This is a genomic window from Paraburkholderia sprentiae WSM5005 (genome assembly GCF_001865575.2).
Taxonomy (GTDB): Bacteria; Pseudomonadota; Gammaproteobacteria; order Burkholderiales; family Burkholderiaceae; genus Paraburkholderia; species Paraburkholderia sprentiae.
The window spans coordinates 1,802,571-1,820,287 of the sequence record NZ_CP017562.2; the positions used below are offsets into that span (position 1 = coordinate 1,802,571).

The 17,717-nt window shown below is 63.4% G+C and carries 20 protein-coding genes; 7 read left to right on the plus strand and 13 right to left on the minus strand.

Going from position 1 to position 17,717, the window contains the following annotated elements:
- Window positions 1-2: 2 nt before the first annotated feature.
- Window positions 3-377, plus strand: coding sequence for a response regulator (locus tag BJG93_RS24935; RefSeq protein ID WP_027194013.1), 375 nt, complete (start codon window positions 3-5; stop codon window positions 375-377).
- A 45-nt stretch (window positions 378-422) separates the two neighbouring features.
- Here the strand turns inward: BJG93_RS24935 and BJG93_RS24940 are convergent, their stop codons facing one another.
- The 3 genes from BJG93_RS24940 to BJG93_RS24950 form a co-directional block, all read right to left on the minus strand.
- Window positions 423-1,274, minus strand: coding sequence for a PA4780 family RIO1-like protein kinase (locus tag BJG93_RS24940; RefSeq protein ID WP_027194014.1), 852 nt, complete (start codon window positions 1,272-1,274; stop codon window positions 423-425).
- A gap of 290 nt (window positions 1,275-1,564) precedes the next feature.
- On the minus strand, window positions 1,565-1,720 hold the full coding sequence (locus tag BJG93_RS24945; RefSeq protein WP_167544163.1) for a hypothetical protein: 156 nt from the start codon (window positions 1,718-1,720) through the stop codon (window positions 1,565-1,567).
- Window positions 1,721-1,801: 81 nt separating this feature from the next.
- Entirely contained in the window at window positions 1,802-3,046 is a 1,245-nt protein-coding gene (locus BJG93_RS24950; RefSeq protein ID WP_027194015.1) for a DUF1479 domain-containing protein, read from the minus strand.
- A 95-nt stretch (window positions 3,047-3,141) separates the two neighbouring features.
- Between BJG93_RS24950 and BJG93_RS24955 the strand changes: the two genes are divergently transcribed.
- Together BJG93_RS24955 and BJG93_RS24960 are read left to right on the plus strand one after the other, a co-directional pair.
- On the plus strand, window positions 3,142-4,134 hold the full coding sequence (locus tag BJG93_RS24955; protein ID WP_034477293.1) for a helix-turn-helix domain-containing protein: 993 nt from the start codon (window positions 3,142-3,144) through the stop codon (window positions 4,132-4,134).
- A gap of 149 nt (window positions 4,135-4,283) precedes the next feature.
- A complete protein-coding gene (locus BJG93_RS24960; RefSeq protein WP_027194017.1) occupies window positions 4,284-4,667 on the plus strand; it encodes a nuclear transport factor 2 family protein in 384 nt (127 codons plus the stop codon).
- A gap of 33 nt (window positions 4,668-4,700) precedes the next feature.
- On the opposite strand, the gene BJG93_RS24965 is transcribed toward BJG93_RS24960, so the two are convergent.
- The 7 genes from BJG93_RS24965 to ftrA form a co-directional block, all read right to left on the minus strand.
- Window positions 4,701-4,925 (minus strand): hypothetical protein, encoded by a 225-nt coding sequence (locus BJG93_RS24965; RefSeq protein ID WP_027194018.1) that lies wholly within the window; start codon window positions 4,923-4,925, stop codon window positions 4,701-4,703.
- Window positions 4,926-5,130: 205 nt separating this feature from the next.
- On the minus strand, window positions 5,131-5,334 hold the full coding sequence (locus BJG93_RS24970; protein ID WP_027194019.1) for a cold-shock protein: 204 nt from the start codon (window positions 5,332-5,334) through the stop codon (window positions 5,131-5,133).
- A gap of 257 nt (window positions 5,335-5,591) precedes the next feature.
- A complete protein-coding gene (rpsU, locus tag BJG93_RS24975; protein WP_082194464.1) occupies window positions 5,592-5,804 on the minus strand; it encodes a 30S ribosomal protein S21 in 213 nt (70 codons plus the stop codon).
- 87 nt (window positions 5,805-5,891) lie between these two features.
- Window positions 5,892-6,167: a hypothetical protein gene (locus BJG93_RS24980; RefSeq protein ID WP_027194020.1), complete on the minus strand. Its 276-nt coding sequence runs from the start codon at window positions 6,165-6,167 to the stop codon at window positions 5,892-5,894.
- A gap of 197 nt (window positions 6,168-6,364) precedes the next feature.
- Window positions 6,365-7,582 carry a DUF2252 domain-containing protein gene (locus BJG93_RS24985; protein WP_027194021.1) on the minus strand — a complete coding sequence of 406 codons (1,218 nt, stop codon included), beginning with the start codon at window positions 7,580-7,582 and terminating at the stop codon, window positions 6,365-6,367.
- Between the two features lie 83 nt (window positions 7,583-7,665).
- A complete protein-coding gene (locus BJG93_RS24990) occupies window positions 7,666-8,433 on the minus strand; it encodes a hypothetical protein (protein ID WP_027194022.1) in 768 nt (255 codons plus the stop codon).
- A gap of 112 nt (window positions 8,434-8,545) precedes the next feature.
- A complete protein-coding gene (ftrA, locus tag BJG93_RS24995; RefSeq protein ID WP_027194023.1) occupies window positions 8,546-9,508 on the minus strand; it encodes a transcriptional regulator FtrA in 963 nt (320 codons plus the stop codon).
- 119 nt (window positions 9,509-9,627) lie between these two features.
- Between ftrA and BJG93_RS25000 the strand changes: the two genes are divergently transcribed.
- The 3 genes from BJG93_RS25000 (at window position 9,628) to BJG93_RS25010 (ending at window position 13,912) form a co-directional block, all read left to right on the plus strand.
- Entirely contained in the window at window positions 9,628-10,083 is a 456-nt protein-coding gene (locus tag BJG93_RS25000) for a rhodanese-like domain-containing protein (protein ID WP_027194024.1), read from the plus strand.
- A gap of 148 nt (window positions 10,084-10,231) precedes the next feature.
- On the plus strand, window positions 10,232-12,301 hold the full coding sequence (locus tag BJG93_RS25005; RefSeq protein ID WP_027194025.1) for a putative bifunctional diguanylate cyclase/phosphodiesterase: 2,070 nt from the start codon (window positions 10,232-10,234) through the stop codon (window positions 12,299-12,301).
- Window positions 12,302-12,619: 318 nt separating this feature from the next.
- The gene (locus BJG93_RS25010; RefSeq protein WP_027194026.1) at window positions 12,620-13,912 is read left to right on the plus strand and encodes an aspartate carbamoyltransferase; all 1,293 of its coding nucleotides are present in this window, start codon (window positions 12,620-12,622) and stop codon (window positions 13,910-13,912) included.
- A gap of 20 nt (window positions 13,913-13,932) precedes the next feature.
- Here the strand turns inward: BJG93_RS25010 and BJG93_RS25015 are convergent, their stop codons facing one another.
- Together BJG93_RS25015 and BJG93_RS25020 are read right to left on the minus strand one after the other, a co-directional pair.
- Entirely contained in the window at window positions 13,933-14,787 is an 855-nt protein-coding gene (locus BJG93_RS25015; RefSeq protein ID WP_027194027.1) for an alpha/beta hydrolase, read from the minus strand.
- Window positions 14,788-14,932: 145 nt separating this feature from the next.
- On the minus strand, window positions 14,933-15,757 hold the full coding sequence (locus tag BJG93_RS25020; protein WP_027194028.1) for an NAD(P)H-dependent oxidoreductase: 825 nt from the start codon (window positions 15,755-15,757) through the stop codon (window positions 14,933-14,935).
- 70 nt (window positions 15,758-15,827) lie between these two features.
- Between BJG93_RS25020 and BJG93_RS25025 the strand changes: the two genes are divergently transcribed.
- On the plus strand, window positions 15,828-16,736 hold the full coding sequence (locus BJG93_RS25025) for a LysR family transcriptional regulator (RefSeq protein ID WP_027194029.1): 909 nt from the start codon (window positions 15,828-15,830) through the stop codon (window positions 16,734-16,736).
- Between the two features lie 27 nt (window positions 16,737-16,763).
- Here BJG93_RS25025 and BJG93_RS25030 read toward each other — a convergent pair whose 3' ends face one another.
- Entirely contained in the window at window positions 16,764-17,639 is an 876-nt protein-coding gene (locus BJG93_RS25030; RefSeq protein ID WP_027194030.1) for an aldo/keto reductase family oxidoreductase, read from the minus strand.
- Window positions 17,640-17,717: the final 78 nt, after the last annotated feature.

Below are 17,717 nucleotides of genomic sequence, written 5' to 3' on the forward strand. Positions count from 1 at the left end.
GGATGGGACAGGGTACGGAACTACGGGGACGCCGGATACTTGTCGTCGAGGACGACTTCTCCGTCGCGCAGGCGCTGTGCGGCCTGATCGAAGAGGCCGGGGCAAAGGTCGTAGGGCCGATTGGTTGGTTCGACCAGGCGCTGACATACGTCAAAGCCAATCAGGACGAATTCGACGGCGCGGTACTCGATGTGGATCTGCACGGCGAAAAGTCATACGCGATCGCCGACTGGCTCGCCGAGCGCGGCGTCCGTTTTGTTTTTACGACCGGATACGGGGCGGACGCGCTCGACCCCGCGTACGCCGGATATCCCCGCTGCGAAAAACCCTTCGATCCACGTTTGCTTTTTAAGACGCTTGCTCCAGGCGCCGTCTGAATTCAATCGTCCGGTTCCTGCGGGTCGACGGCGAGGGGCGCAGGACTACCCTGCCATGTCCTGTTGTCGCCGCACTCGCGCGTCTTCGTAAAGACGTGTCTCTTCGAGTTCTTGCAGCACGCCATCGAGGTCGACAGGTCGCGTGTCGAGTTCGATGCGGCCGGTTAATTTGACATCGACGTGCAGCCCGCCGGCTTCGAATAACGCCCAGATCTCCGTACCGTAATCCGCGCTGAGAAGTTGCGGTGCGAACCGTCCGAAGTACGCAGCCAGGTTGTCGACGTCACGCTTGAGCATCGACGCGGCTTCGTTGTTGGCGGCTGCGTCGATGGCCTGAGGCAGGTCGATGATCACCGGTCCATCCACTGCCAGCAGGATGTTGTATTCGGAGAGGTCGCCGTGAATTACACCGGTGCAGAGCATGCGGACAACCTGGTTGAGCAACAGAGCGTGCAGTTCGAGGGCGCGCGCTTCGGTCAGATCGACGTCGCTCAGGCGTGGCGCGACGTCACCCGCTGCGTCGACCACCAGTTCCATCAGTAACACGCCATCGGTACAAATATAGGGTCGCGGCACTCGCACGCCCCCGTCGGCGAGCCGGAAGAGTGCATCGACTTCGGCGTTTTGCCACAACTCTTCCTGCATCTGGCGGCCATAGCGCGTGCCTTTTTCCATCGCACGCGCCTGCCGGCTGTTCTTGACTTTGCGGCCATCCCGATACGACGCGGCCTGCCGGAAACTGCGCTGCTTCGCGTCCTTGTAGACCTTTGCGCAACGCATCGAGTCGCCGCTGCGCACGACGTAGACCGTTGCTTCCTTGCCGCTCATCAACTGGCCGATCACCTCGTCGATGAGTCCCTCGTCGAGCAGCGGCGCAAGCCGTTTCGGTATTTTCATACGACCGGCCAGTGCGGCTCGTGGCGCGTGCGTTCAAAATGCGTGGAAGGCGAAACGGCCGCTGAAGTGCGCGGAATCGGCAAACCGATGAATCGCGTGGGCGGTTCCGCTCGTCGGGTGGCTGCATGGGGAGTGGAAGTCATGCCGGATTATAAGGGGAGCGAGGCGATGCGACGCAAATCGCCTGGCGACTGCGTGGCTGCATTGCCGTCGCTCCTCGCCGCTGGCTATCCAATGAAAGTCAAGCATTGGGCCTCGCCCATCGCGATCATTCGGGCGAATGCGCTCGACTACGGCTTGTCGTCCTCGCGATCGGGGTCGAGGTCGGGATCGAGCGGCGGCTCATCCGGGTCCTGCGACGGACCGACGTCGGGCAAATCCGTCTGCACGACGTCGGACTGATCGGGCCGTATCGGGTTGTCGTCTTTGTTCGGTGTGGTGGCCATGGCCGGTCCTCCTAATTTCGTTGCTGTGACCGATCTAGCAGCAAGTTCTACTCCCGATCCCGAGGCGGCCAGATCCTTCGCTCACAAACCGAAGCCCATTTGAGAACGGCCAAGCTCAGTGAGATCGTCTGCCGTCGCGCGCCCGACGAAATCGACTTCGAAGTGATCGGCCGGAAAATCCGGCGGGCTGTTGCCATCGAGAAAGCTCGACAGCTGCCGCTTCAGATACGCATCGTTCTTCGCGCAGGCCGGCAGCGAAGCGATATACATCACGTTGCTATAGCCGTTGCCGCGATGCGCGTCCTCGACCGCGTGAATGACGTCGCTGTGCCAGAACACGGTGTCGCCCGCCTGCATCAGCGGAATCGACGACAGCGCATGAAACAGCGGCGCATGATATTCGGCCTTGATCGACAGCGCGCGACCGGGCATCGCTCCGCACAGATCGTCTTCGGCAACATCATCCTGAAGCGCGCGCATCAGGATGTAGACCATCGAGTTCGCCATTGGCACCAATTGCAGCGTGCCGTCGCCGGGACCCTGCGGCGTCAGCGCGGTCCAGCCTTGAAACGTGCGGAACATCGAGCAGACGGCCGGCGAAGCGATCTCCTCGACCTCGGTTCGCCATGCGGCATCGAACGGATCGTAGTCGCGCCAGCGGCCCGAGAACACGTGGCGATACACCTTGCGGAAATTCGACTCGATCCAGCGCTCCACCGAACCACCGTCGCAATGCGCCGACAAGCCGAGCGATTCCGACCCGGGCGGCCGACGACGCAGGCGGTCGGCATACACCGGCACATGGTTCGGATCGAAATGCACGCCCCCTTCGCTTTCGGTGCGCCACAGCCGGTTCAGAAACACGCGGGCCTGCGTGAGCTCGGTCGACTGCCGCGCGAGCACCTGCGGTTTCGACCAGTACACACCGTAGATTTGCGGCTTGCTCGAGGCGAGCTGACCGAAGTACTTGTCTTCCGCGCGATTCAGCAGCTTTGCGTCGAGGTTGTTGCGCTCGACGTATTCGGCGATGTCCTGATCCCATTGCTCGACGCGAGACCGGTCGAACACGTTGCGGATCACACAGGCGCCGCGTGCCTTGACGGACGCGATCTGCTCGTCGGTGATGCGGTTCGCCACGATGTCGGCGAACTGGATTTCCGGAATGACCGGCTCGTCGCGCTCACGCAGCGTGGCGATTCGCTCCGCCTCTTTCGTCATCGCCGCTTCGACGTCGGCGAACACTTCACGGTAGCTCGGCAGCATCTCGCGGAGTTCGCGCTTCGCGCGACGGATGGCTGCCGGCAGGTCGTCGATTTGCAAGGCCATTGCATCGTTTCCATGTGGTTTCTGATGCATGAAGCGTACGCGAACGAGCGACGCCCGCGTGATACTATCCGGTCAAAGATTTGACGATTCCGGACATGAAAGCCGCTTTAGAGCACGTGGATTTTGGTCGGGACTGTTCGGTCAGGGTTTACCACCGCCGGCTGTCCCGCATCCCTTTCGAATGGCATCACCATCCCGAGTACGAGCTGACGCTGACGATGAACAGTCAGGGCAAGCGGTATATCGGAGACTCCGTCGCGAGTTACGGCGCCGACGATCTCGTGCTGGTTCCGCCGAATCTGCCGCACACGTGGGCCTCGAACCGCTCGATCGACGCGGCGCACCCGCAAGTCGCGATCGTCGTATGGTTCGACGGCGCGTGGGTGCGGCGACTCGCCGATGTCTGCCCCGAATACAACGGACTATGCGACGTGTTGCGCAGAGCGGCCTGTGGCCTCGCGTTCGGGGACGGTGCCGGGACGCGCATGCGCGAACACCTCGAGCGCCTGCTGTCCGACAAACCGCGCGAACGCTTGCAGGCGGTGCTCGACGTGCTGGATTTGCTGTCGCAGCTTCCCGCCACGCCGCTTACGTCCCCGAGCGCATTCGATGCGCGGTCCGGCGCGCCGACTGGCCATGAATCCGATCAGATCAACCGCGTGCTCGCGTTGATCGAAACGCAGTTCGCGCATCCGCTTCGACTTTCTGCGCTTGCCAAGGCGTCGGGGCTTTCCGAGCGCTCGTTGACGCGGCATTTCACGCAGCATCTTGGCCAGAGCGTCGGGCGATACGTGACGCGCGTGCGAATCGGACACGCGTGCCGGATGTTGACGGAAACGCTAGCGCCCGTTTCCGTCATTGCGACGCGGTCCGGATTTTCGAACGTGGCGAATTTCAATCGGCAGTTCAAAGCCGCGAAAGACATGACACCGGTTCAATTCAGGCAGCAGTTCGTGGGCGCGCGGCATGCGGAGAATGAAATGTCACCGATGCTCACTGAGCGCTCGCCTTCTCTTCGGAGACTTCACAAGAAAGGGAACGGCAAGCGGCTGTCTCGGCTGTCAGGAGCGGGCCGGCAGTCCGAATGACGTGACCCCGGCGAGCAACGTTGCAGGCGAGCGCATTCCACCGGCTTCGGAAGGTCAATTACGACGCGGATTATGCCGCTAGGGGGAGAATGTCGATGCGGCCACCACTTGCGGCCGGTCGATTGCACACCTGGATCTGGAGACACTGCATGAACGAAGAAGCCCTGCGTGAAGCCTTGAACGCACACTGGCGAGCGTCGGCGGACGGCGATCTCGACGCCGAGCACGCTATCTACGATGACGATGCGATCTGCGACTACCCCCAATCAGGCGAGCGAATTCGCGGCCGAATCAATTTGCAGGCACTGCGCGCTCATCATCCCGGCAAGCCATCGGGTTTCGACGTCAGGCGAATTCAAGGCGACGGCAATCTCTGGATAACCGAGTACACCATCAACTATCAGGGGCGTATCGCGTACACGGTCAGCATGATGGAGTTCCGCGGAGGCAAGGTCGTCCACGAGACCCAGTATTTTGCGGATCCGTTCGAGGCACCGGGTTGGCGCAGTCAATGGGTTGAGCGGATCGAATGAAAGCGTGTTGCGGCGGTGTAGGACCAAGGGCGCTCAGCCGCGACCGTCAATCCATTTGTGCGCCCACCGGTGCGAGTGACGAATCGCTTCGTGCTCGTCGGAGAAATATTCGAGCGAATAGAACTGGTAGCGCGCCGTTCCGGACGATGTGCACGGTCGCTCGAGCACCAGGTTCGACGAGAAATAACCGTCAGACATGCGGTGCGCGGATGGGTGAACGGCGTAGCCGTGGTAATTCTCAATAGGTGTTTTTTGCATTTTAATTTTCGATGCGCGACTGCACACGGCGCCATCAAGGGCGCGGCAATTTGCGTTGGGGATTGCGTGCGTCGCTGGCGCCAGAAGGGATAGTGTCTGGCGACGAGACTGGCGCTTCAGGAAAGCGCCAGGGAGTGGGAGGCGGGTGCCACGAAGACGAAAGCTGCAGTCCGGGTCCTCGCGGGGACACCGGACCTGTTATCCGTTATAACGGCTTGATATTGGCGGCTTGAAGACCCTTGGGGCCACGCTTCGTTTCGAAGCTTACCTTCTGGTTTTCAGCGAGGCTCTTGAAACCGTCGCCCGAAATCTCGGAGAAGTGAGCAAAGAGGTCATCGCCGCCATTGTCGGGGGTAATGAAGCCGAAGCCCTTGCTGTCGTTGAACCACTTTACAGTACCGGTATCCATGAAGAATCCTTGAGAAAATAAATAAAGTTAGCTCCGGCGAGGAGCAGAAGAAGCGTCAAGGAGGGAATGGACAACGAATACCGCGGAGGGGAACGGGACTATTGATGAGCAGCACTCAGACTTCTTGAACTTCGCCACGACTTTAACACTTTGCGTGCGAACGGTCAAACGACTGTCTTCGGCGTCCGACTGAGGACATTGCCCGACGCAGCCGTTTCCCGCTCGCGGCGCTCCGTCGGGACGCAAACCGAACCCGCTCAGTACAGTTTCCTTGGCGGTTTCGACCGCCGAATGCGTTGTCGTTGACGGGCGACAGCCACTGCCTTCTTACGCTTGCGTTCGGCCGTCGGCTTCTCATAAGACATCCGAGCTCGCAGTTCCTTGATCAAACCGGTGTGCTCTATGGCTCTACGGAAGCGGCGCAGCGCGACCTCAAGCGGTTCATCTACCTTCGGAGTTATCGTAGTCAAATCAATCCTTGAGCTCGCCTCGAACAACGCGGTTCACCGCACATCCATCATGTTGATGATTTTCGTCGCTGTTGATAGGTGAGCTGGTTATAAGTCGGCAACGGATGCGCCATCGACCTTTCCGTCGATGATGTCCCTGCCGCGTTGATAGGCAGTCCTTCTAGCGACTCCGAAGTCGGCGACGGAGTCTCGCAACTGAAGCCGAAACACACGGCTATCGCTTGCTCCGACACGACAAATGCGTACCGCAACGTCGTAGCCTTCCGAATACCTGGAATGCGCGTCAAACCGGGCGAACGGGCGCGAAAAGACCAATGGATAAAGTTCGAACCCCTTGTAGGAGCCCAGTTGCAGTACCGACATGACAACGCTCTCCGACAAAGGGATGCCTCACTATACACGCTATTTGGCCCGGTTCCCGTTTGGCGAATCCGATGGCTGAAGCAATGATGCGGCTTTGCCTTGCGAGCCGCAAACCAGTGCGTCGCAGATGCCACCGGAGTGACGCGCGTTTCTTTCCCGCAAGAATTCGTTGTCCGCGCCGGCGTCCAGACAACGCTTCACTTGCCCGTGCCGCTCGCCTCAAAAGCCCCTCGATCATAAGCTTCGCGATAAGCCTTCCAATCCGCCGCGACCTGCGCCGCGCACTGCGCCGCAAGCTCGATCAACGGCATTTGCCAATCGCGCCGACTGCCAAACGCGATCAGATCATCCGCAATCGCCGACTTCTGCCGTCCTCCGCTGCGCAGTTGCGCCCACGCGCTCAACTGGGCCATGTTGTTGATCACTTCCTCGAGCCGCGGCAGCTTGCCGCCCCAGTCGGCAAGCGCGACACGATCTTCCGACGGCTGCAAACTCCGCAGCACATAGGAGCGCTGGTTGAATTCGACCGCGTGCAAAAACGCCTGCGAGACCGCCTGATTGCGCCGCTGCACTTCGACGACCCGCTGCGCCTCGGTCTGCCACTTCGGCTGCGTTACCTTCACGTGCGCACTCACCGACGACGGCAGCGCCTCTTTCAGATCGATCAGGTAATTGCCATCCGGCGAGCCTTTGCCCTCGACCAGAATCACATAACGATCGACACCCAGGCTGCCAGTCCCCGCGATGCGCCGCGCGACATCGAGCGTGCGGTAGAACTCGGGGTTCGGCTCCGTCAGCGCGAATCGCTGCATGAACTGCTCGACCGCCGCGCGCCGTTCGTCGCTGACGGGTAGCGCTTTCTTGCCGTCGACCTTCAGCATGCGCGTCTTGCCCTTGAGCACAGTGCGGCGGTCCAGATGCGCGGCGCGCGTGCGGCTGGCGAGCGCGACGAACAGATCGCGCACCATGCCGGTCGCGGTCTCCGCTTCGATCCAGCGCGACTTGCCGTCCGCGAGCGCGGCGCTGTAGGCATCGAGCGCGGTATGGCAAAGCGCGAGCGCCTCGGCGCGGCTCAGCTTGAGATCGGCCGCGCCAACCAGCACGCTCGTCAACAGACGCACGAGCTCGTAGGAAGCCGGCGCAAGACAGGCTTCGTCGAAGTCGTTGTTGTCGAAGTAGACGAGGCGATTGTCGCCCTTGTAGCTGCCGAAGTTTTCGAAGTGCATATCGCCGCAGATCCACACGTGCGGCGCATCGTCGAGCACCTTCGCGCGCGGCAGACGCTCGTAGAACAGATGACAGGTGCCGCGCAGAAACACGAACGGCGAACCGCGCATGGCTTTGTATTTCATCGCGAGCCGTTCGGGGTCGCGCCCGGCGTTGAAACTGGCGATGATGTTTGTGATATCGGACATAGCGGTTCCGTTGGATGAGCCAGCTCGTCGTGAGCGCCATGCCTGCTGCCGTGAGTTCGGCGCACCGCGAATTCGATGCGGGTTCACCTCGGATGCAGCGAACTCACCAGCGCCTGCAGATCGACCGGGCGCACATGGATCATGCCGCCACGCGGGCTGTCGATATCGGCGATTAGCGAAAACGCCAGCGCCACCACGAGCGGCACGACCAGCAGCAAGCCAGCGCCGGCCGTCAGTGCTCGCGCGCCGTAGCCGACCAGAAGATTCGCGCCAATCGCGATGAGCGTCATCAACCCCCATGCTGCATACGGGATGCGGTTCCACCACGCGGCCTGCGCGTAGCCTTGGGTGTTCAGCACGTCGTTGATCGCGCTCACCACGAGCGCCGTGATCGGCGTCGGTTGAGCGACCGCTGCATTCCTGACCCTCGTCCACATTTCCTGTTGCAGGCGCGTGGTGTCCGCGTCGACTCTGTCGAGTTCCCGCGCATCGCGTGTCGTGTAGAACAGCGCGCGCACGTCGAGGTACTTGACGAGCAACGCGCGGACGGCGGCCGCATCGGCGGCGGGGAGCAGGTCGGCGCGCAGGTAGGCGGTGCTGATCGCACTCGCCTCCTCTTCCTCATAATGTTCGCGAAGGTCGTAGCGGCCGACCGCCATCGAGAACGTAAAGCCGATGATCAGCGCGAGCAGCGTCAACGTCGCGGTCTGGATCACGCTGAAGTCGTCGCGGGCATCGTCGGCGATGGTTCCGACGCGCCGCAATATCGTGGCGCCGATGCGCGCCGCCAACCACATCGATATGAACGACAGCAGAAACACGAGCTCGGCATGATTCAGTACGTTTGGCATGGCGCGCGTTTTTTCTTTTGCTGAGAGTCTGGGAACGCTGGCGGACTGAAACGACTACGACGACGATGCATGCCTATCCGCCTGCATGATAAGCGTCGCGGGCAGTTCGCGACTAGCACCCTTGCCCACCGAACCTGCGCCGGTACATGCCCGGACTCGTCGACGTGAGCCGGCGAAAATGCCGCCGCAGCGATTCCTCGGACCCGAACCCCGCCAGCTGGGCGACACGCGCCATCGGCAGCGGCGTCGCGGCTTCGAGCAACTCACGCGCGATGGCGACGCGTTCCCTGACGAGCCATTCATAAGGCGCCATGCCGGTTGCGTCGCGGAACTGCCGTTGCAGCGTGCGCGGGCTCATCGCCGCGCGCCCGGCGAGCGAGCGCAGCGTATGCGGCTCGGCCGCATGGCTGCGCAGCCAGTCCATTAGCTTCGCGACACGCCCGCCTTCGTCGTGCGGCATCGGGCGCGGCACGAACTGCGCCTGGCCGCCCTCGCGATGCGGCGGCACCACGAGCCGTTGCGCGACCCGATTCGCGACGGCGCTGCCATGATCGCGCCGCACCAGATGCAGCAGCATGTCGAGCCCGGCCGCCGATCCCGCCGACGTGATCACCTGACCTTCATCGACATACAGCGCATCGGGTTGCACGCGCAGGTGCGCATAGCGCTGCTGCAACTTGTCGGCGTAGCGCCAGTGGGTGGTCACGGTCTTGCCGTCGAGCACGCCGGCCGCCGCCAGCACGAACACGCCCGAGCAGATCGAACAGAGCCGCGCGCCGCGCTCGTAGGCCGCGCGAAGCTTGCGCAGCAGCGCGGCCGGCGGCACTTCGTCGGCATCGCGCCAACCCGGAATCACGATCGTGTCGGCGCTCGCGAGCAGCTTCAGCGTGTACGGCGCGGCCAGCGTAATGCCGCCCGCCGCGCGGATCGGACCGGGCTCGCCCGCGCAGACCGCGAAGCGATACCAAGGCACGCCGAGTTCGGGCCGCTCGAGCGCGAACAGTTCGGTCACGCAGCCGAATTCGAAGGTGCAGAGCCGGTCGTAGGCCAGCGCGACGACGAGATGATTGTGCATGGCGCGATGTTACCGAAGATTGACGATCACGCCACTTATCCGTCGCCCCGCCACGCGCCACAATCGTCGGGCCTGAAACGCGCGCGCCAGACCACTCGTCAATTCAACCGTTCCTTGCCATGACTTACGACAAACACACCGCCGCCCCGAACGCCGTCACCACGATCCCCGCCGCCGACAGCGCCGCGGCGCTCGCGCACTTTCACGCGTCGCTGCGCTTCGAAACCGATTGCGCCGACGTCCACGCCGCGCTAGCGAGCGGCGCGCCCGGCTTCGTGCTGCTCGACGTACGCAGTCCCGCGCTGTTCACGCAGGGACACCTGCCGGGCGCGCTCAATCTGCCGCACGGCAAGATCGTCGCGTCGAAGCTCGCGGCCTATGCGCTGGACACTTTGTTCGTTACGTACTGCGCGGGCCCGCACTGCAACGGTGCAGCGCGCGGCGCACTGCGGCTCGCCCAGCTCGGGCGGTCCGTCAAGCTGATGGCAGGCGGCATCACCGGCTGGCTCGACGAGGGCTTCGCGCTGAGCCGTCACGACGCCGATTCGGCGTCCGATCCGCGCTCCGATGCATAGCCTGCCCGCACCCCACACGCGTTCCAGCGCGGCATCGGCCGACGACCGCGCACCCGTTTCGTGCCGTGACAGCAAATCTCAAATAAGTTCAACAAAGTTGAAAAACTGCCGATAACATGTCCGCCGGACTCCTCCGCGCGGACCCAATATGCAGAGTTCTTACAATTTCTGGCTCGTGACGATTTCGTTCGCGGTCGCGACCCTCGCGTCATACACCGCGCTCAATCTGACAGGCCGCATCTTTCTGCTCGCCACGGCGCCCCGGCGGCATGCATGGCGGCTCGGCGGCGCGCTGGCGCTCGGCGTCGGCATCTGGTCGATGCACTTCGTCGCGATGCTCGCGTTCTCGCTGCCGATCCCGCTCGGCTACGACCTCGCAACAACCGCCTGTTCGCTGGCCCTCGCGATCGGCGCCTCGTATCTGGCGCTCTCCTTGACGACCCAGCAGCGCCTGACGCCGGGCCGGCTGCTGACGGGCGGCGTGGTGATGGGCATCGGTATCGCCGGCATGCATTACACCGGAATGGCGGCGCTGCGCATGGCGCCCGCGATCCACTACCGACCGGGATGGTTCGCGGCCTCGATCGCAATCGCGGTTGGCGCGTCGAGCGCCGCGCTGTGGATGGCGCGCGCGCTCAGCAACGAACAGCAGCGCCATATCGCGAGCAAACGTCTCGCCGCGGCGCTGGTGATGGGCATCGCCATCAGCGGCATGCACTACGCCGGCATGGCCGCCGCCGACTTCGCGCCCGGCGCGATCTGCGGCGCGGCCAACGGCATGCACGCGCAATGGCTCGCCACCTCGGTGATCCTGCTCACGTTCGCGGTCCTGATCGTCACGCTGATGCTGACCCGCTTCGACGTGCGTACCACCCTCCTGCTCGGCGCGGTGTCGAAGCTGAACGGCCAGATCGTGCGCCTCGCGACGCTCGACGTGCTCACGGGCCTGCCGAACCGCGCGACGCTGACGGAGCGGATCGAACGCGCGATTAGCGGCGCGCGCCGCCAGCGTACGACGTTCGCAGTGCTGTTCATGGATCTCGACGGCTTCAAGACGATCAACGATTCGCTCGGCCACTCGGCCGGCGATGCGGTGCTCTCCGCGTTCGCGCAACGCCTGCAGCAATGCGTGCGTTCGAGCGACACCGTCGCGCGGCTCGGCGGCGACGAGTTCGTCGTGCTCGCGGAGGAGCTCGGGTCCGCCGCCGACGCGGCTGCGCTCGCCGACGGCGTGCTCGAGCGGATGCGCCAGGGCACCTGGAGCGACGAACAACCGCTGCAGGTGATGCCGAGCATCGGCATTGCGCTCTATCCGCGCGATGGCGACAGCGTCGAGACGCTGCTCAAGCATGCGGATGCCGCGATGTACGAAGCGAAGCGCGCCGGCCGCGGCACCTACCGCTTCTTCGAACGCGCGATGAACGAGGCCGCGACGCGCACGTTGAAGATCCAGCAGGTGCTGCATGAAGCCTTCGCGAACGATCGTTTCTCGCTGATGTTCCAGCCGAAGTTTCATGGCGGCGGCGACGCGCTCGCGGGCGCCGAGGCGCTGATCCGTCTGCACGATCCCGAGCTGGGCGCGCTGACGCCGCTTGAATTCATCCCGGTCGCCGAGCGTTCCGGACAGATCGTGCAGATCGGCTACTGGGTCGTGCGCGAAACCTGCCGGCGCATTCGCGGCTGGATCGAACAGGGCCTGCCGACGATGAAGGTGGCGATCAACCTGTCGCCGCGTCAATTGCTGCAGCCGGAGCTCGTCGAGACGATCCTCGACATCGTCAGTGCCGAGGGCGTCGCGTGCGAGCAGATCATGTTTGAAATCACCGAGACCGTCGCGATGCAGGACGCCGCGCGCACCGTCGAAGTGATCCGCGCGTTCCAGCAGTGCGGCTTCGACATCTCGATCGACGACTTTGGCACCGGTTATTCGAGCCTCGCGTATCTGCAGCGCTTCCGGGCGAAGCAGTTGAAGATCGACCGCTTCTTCACCCACGGTCTCGACGCGAACGGCACCGCGGGCAGCGCGATCGTGTCGGCAATCATCGCGCTCGCGCACTCGCTCGAAATGGACGTGGTCGCCGAGGGTGTCGAAACGCAATCGCAACTCGACAAGCTGCGCTCGATGATGTGCGACGAGATGCAGGGCTTCCTGCTCGGCCAGCCGATCAGCGCCGACGACTTCGGCGAAATGCTCAGAGCGCGAATGATGACCGCGTAGGCGAAGCGCGGTTTGGACCGGTTGCCCATGGGCGCATACCCATACGCCGACGCTGACGGGATCGATCTGGTCTGACCTCTTCCCCTCCTCAACGCGAGATTCAGCGCGACGAAACGCTCGGCCGCCAATGCGTCGACGCCGCGATCGCTTCGCTCCCACCCGCGGACATCGTCGTGAAGAGCTCGAAGTCGAGCCGCATGCCGGCCCGCCGACAAAATCGCTTGACTTCTGCACGCGGCAAACTAATATACGCACCGCGTATATCACCGCGTTGTGCTGCCTTACTCCCTCGCCCCAAAATTTGCGACAGGTGCCCTGATGAGCGTTCCGCAACAAGCCTTCCTACGCGATGCGATGCGTCGCCTGAACATGACGCGCGACACGTTCGCGAACCGTATCGGCGTGTCGCGCCGGGCGCTGGATACGTGGCTGCTGCCGGACGACTCGCAAGAATCGCGGGCGATGCCGGAAATCGTCGAGCGCTTCGTGTCGGAGATCGTCGCGAGCAGCGAGCCGGGGGAAGGATATACGCAAAGCGTAGATTCGCAATCACTCGCGAGCCAGATGCTGTTCGAGGGCAAACCGCAACTGCTGTCGGTCGATCAGTTTTCGCGCGACGCGGTCGAGGCGCTGTTTCGCGTCGCCGACATCATGCAGCCGATCGCGCAGCGCCGCAAAATCTCACGCGTGCTCGAAGGCGCGGTGCTCGGCAATCTGTTCTTCGAGGCGAGCACGCGTACCCGTGTCAGCTTCGGCGCGGCGTTCTGCCGACTCGGCGGCTCGGTGTGCGACACCACCGGCTTCACGTTTTCGTCGATGGCGAAGGGAGAATCGATCTACGACACCAGCCGTGTGATGAGCGGCTATGTCGATGCGCTGGTGATCCGCCACCCGGAGCAAGGCTCGGTGGCCGAATTCGCGCGCGCGACCAACGTGCCGGTGATCAATGGCGGCGACGGTCCCGGCGAACATCCGAGCCAGGCGCTGCTCGATCTCTACACGATCCAGCGCGAGTTTTCGCGTCTCGGCAAGATCGTCGACGGCGCGCATATCGCGCTGGTCGGCGACCTGAAGTACGGACGGACCGTGCATTCGCTCGTGAAGTTACTGGCACTGTATCGCGGCATCAAATTCACGCTGATCTCCCCGCCGATGCTCGAAATGCCGGGCTACATCATCGAGCAGATCTCACGCAACGCTCACGTGATCGAACAAACGCACGACCTGCACACCGGTCTGCGCGGCGCCGACGTCGTGTACGCGACGCGCATCCAGAAGGAGCGCTTCACGAACGAATCGTTCGAGGGCTACACGCCCGATTTCCAGATCAACCAGGCGCTCGTCGACAGCGTGTGCGGCGCCGACACGCTGATCATGCACCCGCTGCCGCGCGACAGCCGCCCCGGCGCGAACGATCTGAGCACCGATCTCAATCACGACTCGCGGCTCGCGATTTTCCGGCAAACCGACAACGGCATCCCGGTGCGGATGGCGATTTTCGCGGTGCTGCTCGGTGTCGACAAGCAGGTCCAGCATTCGATGCGCGATGCCGCGTGGCGCCCACCGGCCTACCTCGGTCCGGACGACGCGGTGTTTCACGGGATCGATTAAACCTCGCAGCCGTTCGCCAGTCAGGCCGCGGCGCGCGCGTCACGCATGTCGCGCGCCGCCTGCCGGAACGTGCCGGCAAAGAACGACACCTGATATTTGACCGCGTTCGACCAGTACTTCCATGTATGGCCACCGGGCCGCTCGGCGTAACCGTGCGGCACGCCGAGTTCGACGAGCCGCTCGTGCAGCAGGCGGTTCGACTGCACGAGCGAGTCGCTCGCGCCGCAATCGATCGTCAGCGCGATATGGTCACGGCCGAAATCTTCCGCACTCGCGACGATCGCTACGCGATTCCAGAAGTCCGCATACTGCATCGGGTCGCCGAACACACGTTCGATGCCCGGCTCACCCTCGCTGCGGCGCGGGTCCACCGCGCCGCTCATGCTGCCCGCCGCGCCGAAAGCGTCGGGCCGGTCGAGCGCAATACGTAGCGCGCCGAATCCTCCCATGCTCAAGCCCGTGATAGCGCGCGCCTGCTTCGTCGCGATCGTGCGGAAATGGCTGTCGATATAGGCGACCACTTCGGTGCCCACGTAGGTTCCGTAGCGGCTGCGCGGGTCGACCGGGCTATCGATATACCAGCTTTCGTGCCCGCCGTCGGGCATCACCAGAATCACGTGATAGCGGTCGGCGAGCTTACCGATACGCGAATTCGCGGTCCAGTCCGTGTAATCGCCGCCGGAGCCGTGCAGCACGTAGACGACCGGAAAGCGCGGCGCCTGGCTGCCACGCGCGTATTGGTCGGGCAGCACGACGGTTGCTTCGAACGTGCGATGCATCGCCGCGCTCGGAATATTGACGACGCGCGACTGGAACGCCCACGTCGGCGGGGCGATCAGCATCAAAATAAGCCAGAACGTATGGACTGGGTTCATGGTGGATCGCCCTTGCGCTTGCTTACGGCTGCTTACATTCGTCAGGCATCCGAAGAAAACCGCCCCGGTATGCCTCGGCCTATGTCCGTCGACGACTCTAGCAATGGCGACTTACAACCAAATTTCAGCGAAACATACGTTCCAGTCAGGCTTCAGTCGCTTCGTCCGCTTCCGTTGCTGTCTCTACGCCCTCATCGTCGACGTGTGCGGCAAATCCCACCCGCCCCGGCGCGAGGTCGTCCCGCAATGTGAGCGCGGGAATCGCATACGCGCCGCCATTCTGCGGCCGGAACGCGATCGGCGGCGTCGTCCACAGAGCGTCGAGCCGCCGCCCGAGCGCATCGCTGAGCTCGGCGTACTTCGCCTCGTCGACGCGGCTCGCGCGATAGACGACGAACGGCGGCAATACATCGAAGCCAGGGTAATACAGCACGCCGTGCTGAATGGGGAACAGCACGTCGTCGATCGGACCGTTGATGCCGCGTGCGCTGTAGTGCGACTCCCAGCCGCCCGTCGTGACGACCAGCATCGCGCGCTTGCCCGCGAAACGGCCCTCGCCATAACGCTCGCCCCAGCGCGCATCGGAATGCTCGCCGACGCCATACGCGAGACCGTAGGCATAGACGCGCTCCACCCAGCCCTTCATGATTGCCGGCATCGAGAACCACCACAGCGGAAACTGCAGGATCACCGCATCGGCCCACGTCAGCTTGTCCTGTTCTCGCGCGATGTCTTCGCTCTGCAAGCCGTTTTCGAACGCATGCTTCGATTCGAGCGATGGAAAGAAACGCTCGCCGTTGTGACGCTCGCTGCTATCGTTTGCATCGAGTGACGCTTTCCAATTCATCGCGTACAGATCGGACAGCTGGACCGTGTGGCCGGCGCGTTCCAGATGCCGGACCGTGAAGTCCTTCAGCGAACCGTTCAACGATTTCGGTTCGGGATGCGCATAGATGATAAGCACGTTCATGATGGGACCTTGGTGGCTGAAAACAGTCACGATAGACATCGCCGGGGTATATTGGAAATGAATTCCCAACATGTCAGGTATTGCGGTGGTTAATCTCAGAAGGCTCGATCTCAACCTCCTGGTCACGCTCGACGTGCTGCTCGAAGAGCACAACGTGACCCGTGCCGCCGAACGGCTGAGCTTGTCTCAGCCGTCGGTCAGTGTTCATCTGGCGAAACTGCGCGACGTGTTCGGCGATCCGCTGCTGTTGCCTGGACCGCGCGGCATGCGGCCCACCGCGAAAGCGCAGGCGTTGCGCGAGCCGTTACGCGAAGCGCTCGACGCGCTGCAACGCGCGGTCGCGCCCACCAAGCCGTTCGATCCAGCCGCGGCGACGCAAACCTGGCGCATTGCCGCAACGGACTACGCGGAGTCGACGATCATCCTGCCGATGCTCGCCGGTCTACGCGCGGTGGCCCCCGGCACGCGTCTCGCGATCGTCGAGGCGGCGCCGCCGCGGCTCGCGCGCCAGGCTGAGTTGGGCGACATCGATATCGGCTTTCATACGAGCGAAGGCGCGCCCGAAGGCTTGCGCCGCCGCGTGCTGTTTGCCGAGCGCTATGTGCTGGTCGGCCGCGCGGGTCATCCGAAGCTGAAGCGCCGGCCCTCCCTGGCGCAGTTCTGCAAGCTCGAACACGTGATCGTGTCGCCCGACGGCGGCGGTTTTGTCGGCGTCACCGACGAGACGCTCGCGAAGGTGGGGCTTGCGCGCAAGGTCGTGCTGTCAGTGCCGCACTTCCTGTTCATGCAATCGGTGCTCGCCAGCACGGATCTCGTGGGAATGCTGCCCGCACGCCTCGTGCGCGGCTCGCACGCGCTGCGGATGGTCGAGCCACCTGTCGAGGTGCCGGGCTATGAGATGGCGATGCTATGGCACGAGCGGGTGCATCGCGATCCCGGACATCAATGGTTGCGGGAGTTCATTGCGGCATCGATTTGAGCCACGCCGCAATGTCTAAGCCGACCCTCAGCCCTTTTCAGCGCCGATCGCATCCAGTCGGTCGAGCACCTCGTCGCTCAGCTTCAACTGCGCCGCCTGCAGGTTTTCGCGCAGATGGCCAACCGAAGACGTGCCCGGAATCAGCAGAATGTTCGGTGCGCGATGCAAGAGCCACGCGAGCGCGATCTGCATCGGCGTCGCACCGAGCGTCTTCGCAAGCTCCGACAGTTCCGACGATTGAATCGGCGTGAAGCCACCCAACGGGAAAAACGGCACGTAGGCAATGCCCTGCTTCGCGAGCGCATCGATCAATGCGTCGTCGTGGCGATGCACCAGGTTGTAGTGGTTCTGCACACACACGATCTTCGTGATGCGCTGCGCCTCGGCAATCTGCGCGGCCGTCACGTTGCTCAGACCGACATGACGCACGAGCCCGCGCTGCTGCAGCTCGGCGAGCGCCGTGACCTGCTTTTCGATCGAGCCCTCGCTCGGCTCGTGCACGTTGCCCATCACGCGCAGGTTGACCACATCGAGCGCGTCCAGACCGAGGTTGCGCAGATTGTCGTGCACCGCGCGCTCGAGATCGGCGGGCTCCTGCGCCGGCAGCCACGCGCCGGCGCTGTCGCGCACCGCGCCCACCTTGGTGACGATCGTCAGATCGCGCGGATACGGGTACAGCGCTTCGCGGATCAGCTGATTGGTCACGTGCGGCCCGTAAAAATCGCTGGTATCGATGTGGTCGACGCCCGACGCGATCGCTTCGCGCAGCACCGCGAGCGCCGCATCGCGGTCTTTCGGCGGCCCGAACACGCCGGGGCCGGCCAGTTGCATCGCGCCATAGCCCATGCGCCGCACCGGGCGGCCGGCTAGCGCGAAGGTGTCGATGGAGCTGAAATTCGGCATGACGTTCTCCTTAAGTGATGAGCGGCAGTATCCCGGAATTGCGTTGTTGAATAAACGGGTCTAACGTGTACGGGTTGT

What these genes read in the sequence shown, in the direction of transcription:
- BJG93_RS24980 (WP_027194020.1), bottom strand. Translation starts at nt 6,167, where the DNA reads ATGTCGGTACTGCAACTGGGCTCCTACAAGGGGTTCGAACTTTATCCA.
- BJG93_RS24935 (WP_027194013.1), top strand. Translation starts at nt 3, where the DNA reads ATGGGACAGGGTACGGAACTACGGGGACGCCGGATACTTGTCGTCGAG.
- BJG93_RS24965 (WP_027194018.1), bottom strand. Translation starts at nt 4,925, where the DNA reads ATGCAAAAAACACCTATTGAGAATTACCACGGCTACGCCGTTCACCCA.
- BJG93_RS25025 (WP_027194029.1), top strand. Translation starts at nt 15,828, where the DNA reads ATGTCAGGTATTGCGGTGGTTAATCTCAGAAGGCTCGATCTCAACCTC.
- BJG93_RS24985 (WP_027194021.1), bottom strand. Translation starts at nt 7,582, where the DNA reads ATGTCCGATATCACAAACATCATCGCCAGTTTCAACGCCGGGCGCGAC.
- BJG93_RS24945 (WP_167544163.1), bottom strand. Translation starts at nt 1,720, where the DNA reads ATGGCCACCACACCGAACAAAGACGACAACCCGATACGGCCCGATCAG.
- BJG93_RS24960 (WP_027194017.1), top strand. Translation starts at nt 4,284, where the DNA reads ATGAACGAAGAAGCCCTGCGTGAAGCCTTGAACGCACACTGGCGAGCG.
- BJG93_RS25000 (WP_027194024.1), top strand. Translation starts at nt 9,628, where the DNA reads ATGACTTACGACAAACACACCGCCGCCCCGAACGCCGTCACCACGATC.
- BJG93_RS25010 (WP_027194026.1), top strand. Translation starts at nt 12,620, where the DNA reads ATGAGCGTTCCGCAACAAGCCTTCCTACGCGATGCGATGCGTCGCCTG.
- BJG93_RS24950 (WP_027194015.1), bottom strand. Translation starts at nt 3,046, where the DNA reads ATGGCCTTGCAAATCGACGACCTGCCGGCAGCCATCCGTCGCGCGAAG.
- BJG93_RS24990 (WP_027194022.1), bottom strand. Translation starts at nt 8,433, where the DNA reads ATGCCAAACGTACTGAATCATGCCGAGCTCGTGTTTCTGCTGTCGTTC.
- BJG93_RS25030 (WP_027194030.1), bottom strand. Translation starts at nt 17,639, where the DNA reads ATGCCGAATTTCAGCTCCATCGACACCTTCGCGCTAGCCGGCCGCCCG.
- BJG93_RS24940 (WP_027194014.1), bottom strand. Translation starts at nt 1,274, where the DNA reads ATGAAAATACCGAAACGGCTTGCGCCGCTGCTCGACGAGGGACTCATC.
- BJG93_RS24955 (WP_034477293.1), top strand. Translation starts at nt 3,142, where the DNA reads ATGAAAGCCGCTTTAGAGCACGTGGATTTTGGTCGGGACTGTTCGGTC.
- BJG93_RS25005 (WP_027194025.1), top strand. Translation starts at nt 10,232, where the DNA reads ATGCAGAGTTCTTACAATTTCTGGCTCGTGACGATTTCGTTCGCGGTC.
- ftrA (WP_027194023.1), bottom strand. Translation starts at nt 9,508, where the DNA reads ATGCACAATCATCTCGTCGTCGCGCTGGCCTACGACCGGCTCTGCACC.
- BJG93_RS25020 (WP_027194028.1), bottom strand. Translation starts at nt 15,757, where the DNA reads ATGAACGTGCTTATCATCTATGCGCATCCCGAACCGAAATCGTTGAAC.
- BJG93_RS24970 (WP_027194019.1), bottom strand. Translation starts at nt 5,334, where the DNA reads ATGGATACCGGTACTGTAAAGTGGTTCAACGACAGCAAGGGCTTCGGC.
- BJG93_RS25015 (WP_027194027.1), bottom strand. Translation starts at nt 14,787, where the DNA reads ATGAACCCAGTCCATACGTTCTGGCTTATTTTGATGCTGATCGCCCCG.